The organism is Brevundimonas sp., from assembly GCF_036399195.1.
Lineage (GTDB): Bacteria > Pseudomonadota > Alphaproteobacteria > Caulobacterales > Caulobacteraceae > Brevundimonas.
Genome location: NZ_DASWNO010000292.1, coordinates 1 through 4,648 on the forward strand (window position 1 = coordinate 1; position 4,648 = coordinate 4,648).

Annotated in this window: 4 protein-coding genes; all 4 read right to left on the reverse strand. The window is 68.2% G+C overall.

Features of this window, described 5'->3' with window-relative positions:
* Window positions 1-1,218: homogentisate 1,2-dioxygenase (gene hmgA, locus VGB60_RS12800; RefSeq protein WP_331038632.1), on the reverse strand; the 1,218-nt coding region annotated here is incomplete at its 3' end.
* Between the two features lie 405 nt (window positions 1,219-1,623).
* The gene (locus VGB60_RS12805; RefSeq protein WP_331038633.1) at window positions 1,624-2,748 is read right to left on the reverse strand and encodes an acyl-CoA dehydrogenase; all 1,125 of its coding nucleotides are present in this window, start codon (window positions 2,746-2,748) and stop codon (window positions 1,624-1,626) included.
* A 195-nt stretch (window positions 2,749-2,943) separates the two neighbouring features.
* Window positions 2,944-4,128, reverse strand: coding sequence for an acyl-CoA dehydrogenase family protein (locus VGB60_RS12810; RefSeq protein WP_331038634.1), 1,185 nt, complete (start codon window positions 4,126-4,128; stop codon window positions 2,944-2,946).
* 51 nt (window positions 4,129-4,179) lie between these two features.
* The gene (locus VGB60_RS12815; protein ID WP_331038635.1) at window positions 4,180-4,437 is read right to left on the reverse strand and encodes an Lrp/AsnC family transcriptional regulator; all 258 of its coding nucleotides are present in this window, start codon (window positions 4,435-4,437) and stop codon (window positions 4,180-4,182) included.
* Window positions 4,438-4,648 lie beyond the last annotated feature (211 nt).

A 4,648-nucleotide genomic window follows, 5' to 3' on the forward strand; every position in this document is an offset into this window, starting at 1 on the left:
GGTGGTCCGGATCGGCATGCGCGTCTCGAACATGAAGGCGAGGGTGTTCTCGATCCTGACCGGCTTCAGCTCCGCCGCCACCGCCTTGTCGTAAGACGCCTGATCCGGGCCGTGGCCGCTCATGCAGTTGTGCAGACTGGCTCCGCCGGGGGCGAAGCCGCCCTCCTTGGCGTCATATTCGCCGGTCACCAGTCCCATGAACTCGCTCATCACGTTGCGGTGGAACCAGGGCGGCCGGAAGGTGTCCTCGGCCACCATCCAGCGCGGGGGGAAGATGACGAAGTCGCAGTTCGCGGTCCCGGGCGTGTCCGACGGGCTGGTCAGCACCGTGAAGATCGACGGGTCCGGGTGGTCGAAGCTGACCGTGCCGATCGTGTTGAACCGGGCGGTGTCGTATTTATACGGCGCGTAGTTGCCGTGCCAGCCGACCACGTCCAGCGGGCTGTGGTCGAAGGTGGTGGCGTACAGCCGCCCGCCGAATTTCTGCACGCACTGGGTTGGGCGATCGATGTCCTCGAAGGCGGCGACCGGCGTCTGGAAGTCGCGCGGATTGGCGAGCCCGTTCGAGCCGATAGGGCCGAGGTCCGGCAGGCGGAAGGGCGCGCCGTAGTTCTCGCAGACATAGCCCCGGATCGCGTCGGCGCACTCGAGCCGGAACCGAACCCCGCGTGGGATGACGACGATCTCGCCGGCCCGGGCGTCGATGCGTCCCATCTCCGTGACAAACACGTGGTCGCCCAGCTGCGGCACGATAAGCAGCTCGCCGTCGGCGCAGTAGAACACGCGGTCGGTCATCGACCGATTGGCCGCGTAGAGATGGATGCCGGTCCCAAGGCCCGCATCGGCCTCTCCATTTCCGCCATAGGTGACCAGCCCCTCGACCCAATCGGTCGGCGCGTCAGGCAGGGGCAGCGGGTCCCAGCGCATCCGGTTCGGAGACGGCGGCGCCTCGTGGAACGGGCCGGACCGCACGAGGCCCTGGGAGAAGGGCTGATAGGCCGGGTGCTGGGCGCTGGGCCTCAGCCGGTAAAGCCACGACCGCCGGTTCTCGCTGCGCGGGGCGGTGAACGCCGTCCCCGACAGTTGCTCCGCATATAGGCCGAGCCCGTGCCGCTGCGGCGAGTTCCGCCCCTCGGGCAACGCCCCGGCCACGGCCTCGGTCGAGAAGTGATTGCCGAACCCCGGCATATAGGCGGGCGCGTTGGCGCGAGTGGTCATGGTGCTTGTCTCTCCCGTACGCGGTTTAGTCTGGGCGGGGCAGCCTGACTACTGATCGCCGTCCGGACGCCATCTTATCGAGAAAGCGACCCGCGCCGACGATCGTTCGGTATTCGGTGTCAGTTTGAAATATCGCGCCAGAGGAAGGGCGACCTGTCCGGACCCCTCAGGAGTCTCCCGAACGACCTCGCAGGCCTCCAGAATACCTGAAGGCGGCACAGCGCAGGAGAGCACAACCTCTCCTCCACGGGGAAACCGCCTCGCCATACGGTCAAGCTCCCGTCCGCGCGGTTGACGGACCCACACGGGAGCGGAAATCACGGGCGCCGGGGCGACCGCTTGCGGGGCGCCGTCCGGTGAGACAGAAGCGAGGATGAGAGCGAAGGCGATCATTGGTTCATACTCTCAGAACCCTTGGCTCCGCGCCATCCGCTCCTGATGGAAGCCCGGGTCCCCGAGCAGCTCGTTCAGCACCCGCACCCGCTTCATGAACAGGCCGACATCGTACTCGTCGGTCATGCCGACGCCGCCGTGCATCTGAACCGCCTCCTGCACCGCCAGTTCGGCGACGCGACCGGCCTTGGCCTTGGCCACGGACACGGACACGGACAGCGACGCACTATCCTTGCCGGCGTCCAGCGCCTGCAACGCGCCCATCACCGCCGCGCGGGCGATCTCGATCTCGCTGAACAGATGCGCCGCCCTGTGCTGGAGCGCCTGGAACTCCCCGATGAATTTCCCGAACTGCTTGCGAGTCCGCAGATATTCCAGCGTGGTCTGGAAAGCCTGATCGCCCGCCCCGTTGAGCGACGCCGCCACGCACGCCCGGCCGAGGTTGAGCGCGCCCTCCAGCAGCGCCTCGCCCCCGCCGAGCGAGCCGATCAGGGCGTCGGCGTCGACCTCCACATCGGTCAGCGTCACCCGCGCGGCGTTGTGCGCGTCGACCATCATCGTACGCTCGACCTCGACGCCGGCCGTCGACGGATTGACGAGGAACAGGCCCATCCCCTCCTCCGTCCGCGCCGCCACGATCAGGGCGTCGGCGACGTGGCCGTCCAGCACGAAGCCCTTGGCCCCGTTCAGCCGAAAGCCGTTGCCCGACCGCTCGGCCGTCGCAGCGATCTTCGCGGGCGCATGCTTCGGCCCCTCGTCCACCGCCAGCGCCACGATGGCTTGGCCCGCCGCGATGCGGGGCAGCCACGCCGCCTGCTGTTCTTCCGACCCGCCTTTCAGCACCGTCGCCGCCAGCACGGCCGAACCCAAGAAGGGCGATGGCGTCAGCGTCCGGCCCAGCGCCTCGGCCACGACCCCCGCCTCGACCGCGCCCAGCCCGGATCCGCCGTGTTCCTCGGCGATCAGCACGCCGGCGAATCCCATCTCCCCGAACGCGCGCCACAACTCGCGTGACACCCCGTCGGGATCGCGACTGTCCCGGAGCTTGCGCAGGTGCGCGATCGGGGCGCGCTCGTTCAGGAAGCCGTCGGCGGCCTCCTTCAGCATGGTCTGCTCTTCGGTCAGGATCAGCGGCATGGGCGAACTCTCAAGCCCTCCCCTCGACGGGGAGGGTTGGGTGGGGTGGAGGCAAAATGGTGGAGATCGGCCGCGAGTGGGCGCCGTCGATGGTCTTTCGCGCCTTTCGCGCCAGCGCGTTCAACAGCGTGCCGCCACCCCATCCCCCAACCCCTTCCCCCTCGAGGGGAAGGGGAGCCGGCTCGTTGCGCATCATCAGGCCCCCGGCAGCTGCAGCAAATGCTTGGCGATGATGTTCAGCTGGACCTCGCTGGTGCCGCCCTCGATGGAGTTGGCCTTGGTCCGCAGCCAGTCGCGGGCCATGGCGCCCTCCCCTGACCGTTCGCCCTCCCACTCCAGCGCGTCCGCGCCGCCCGCCGCCATCAGCAGCTCGTGCCGTCGCTTGTTCAGCTCCGAGCCGTAGTATTTCAGCATGGAGGCGATGGCGGGGTGCGCCTGCCCGGCCTTGGCCAGATCGCCGGTGCGCTCCATCGCCAGCCGGAAGGCCGCCGCGTCGATCTCGAGTTCAGCGATCCGTGCACGGAGCATCGGCTCGCCGAGGCGGCCCGCGTCGTCCAGTCCGATCGAGCCGGTGGCCACCTGCCCGAGCGGCCGCCCGCCGCCGATCTCCCCCATCGCCCCGATCATGGTCCGCTCATGCGCCAGCAGGTGCTTGGCCACGTCCCAGCCGCGGTTCAGCGTTCCGACGAGGTTCGCCTTCTCCACCCGAACGTCGTCGAAGAAGGTCTCGCAGAAAGGGCTCTTGCCGCTGATCAAGGTGATCGGGCGGGTCGAGACGCCGGGCGTCTTCATGTCGAACAGGACGAAGGAGATGCCCAGATGCTTGGGCGCCTCCGGGTCGGTGCGGACCAGACAGAAGATCCAGTCGGCCTTGTCGGCGTAGGAGGTCCAGACCTTCTGGCCGTTGACGATCCAGTGGTCGCCGCGATCTTCGGCCCGCGTCTGGATCGCCGCCAGGTCAGACCCGGCGCCCGGCTCGGAATAGCCCTGGCACCAACGAATTTCCCCGCGCACGATCTCGGGCAGGAAGCGCTGCTTCTGTTCCTCGGTACCGAACTGCAGCAGGGCCGGGCCAAGCATCCAGACGCCGAAGCTGGCGAGCGGCGACTGGGCGTCGATGCGGCGCATCTCGGAGTTGAGGACCTTGGCCTGTTCGCGGCTCAGGCCGCCGCCGCCGTACTGCGCGGGCCACTCGGGCGCGGTCCAGCCGCGCGCCGCCATCCTCTCCAGCCAGAGCTTGTGCGCGGGCGTCGGGAAGACGGCGTCGCGCCCGCCCCAGACCCGGTCCTCGTCGCTCTTCACCGGGCCACGGCATTCCGCCGGGCAGTTGGCCTCAAGCCAGGTCCGCGTCTCTGTGCGGAACGCATCCAGATCGGTCATTCGCAAGCCTCCGTGCCGGGAGGTTAGCAGCGATTTTCGGGTGACGCTGCGTCAGCCGCCGCCCGGCAGGAACGGCGAAAAGGTGATGACGGTGAAGGTGTCGCGGATGTTGGCGCGCGTCTGCACCGACTTCGTCACGAAGGTGCCGATGTCCATCTCCTTCGGCAGCTGGAACTTGGCCAGCAGGTCGTACTGCCCCGAGGTGGAATAGACCTCGGACACGTGTTCGACGTTGTCCACGACATCGGCCGCCACGTCGTTGGCGTGGCCCAGCTCGCATTTGATGAAGACGAAGATGGCGGTCATCATGGTCGTGAGCTCCGGTGTTCGCGGGCTTGAGTAGCGGATGCGGACGTGACGGATAAGCCCCTCGATCCTGAAGCGGAATACAACAACCGCGCGGCCGTGCCGGATCACCCCGTTGTCATGGCGCGGTGGAAGGCGGACGCCGAGGCGGCGCGGGCGGCTCATCCGCTGGTCGCCCTGCCTTACGGAGCCGGCGAGCGTCAGGTGATGGACC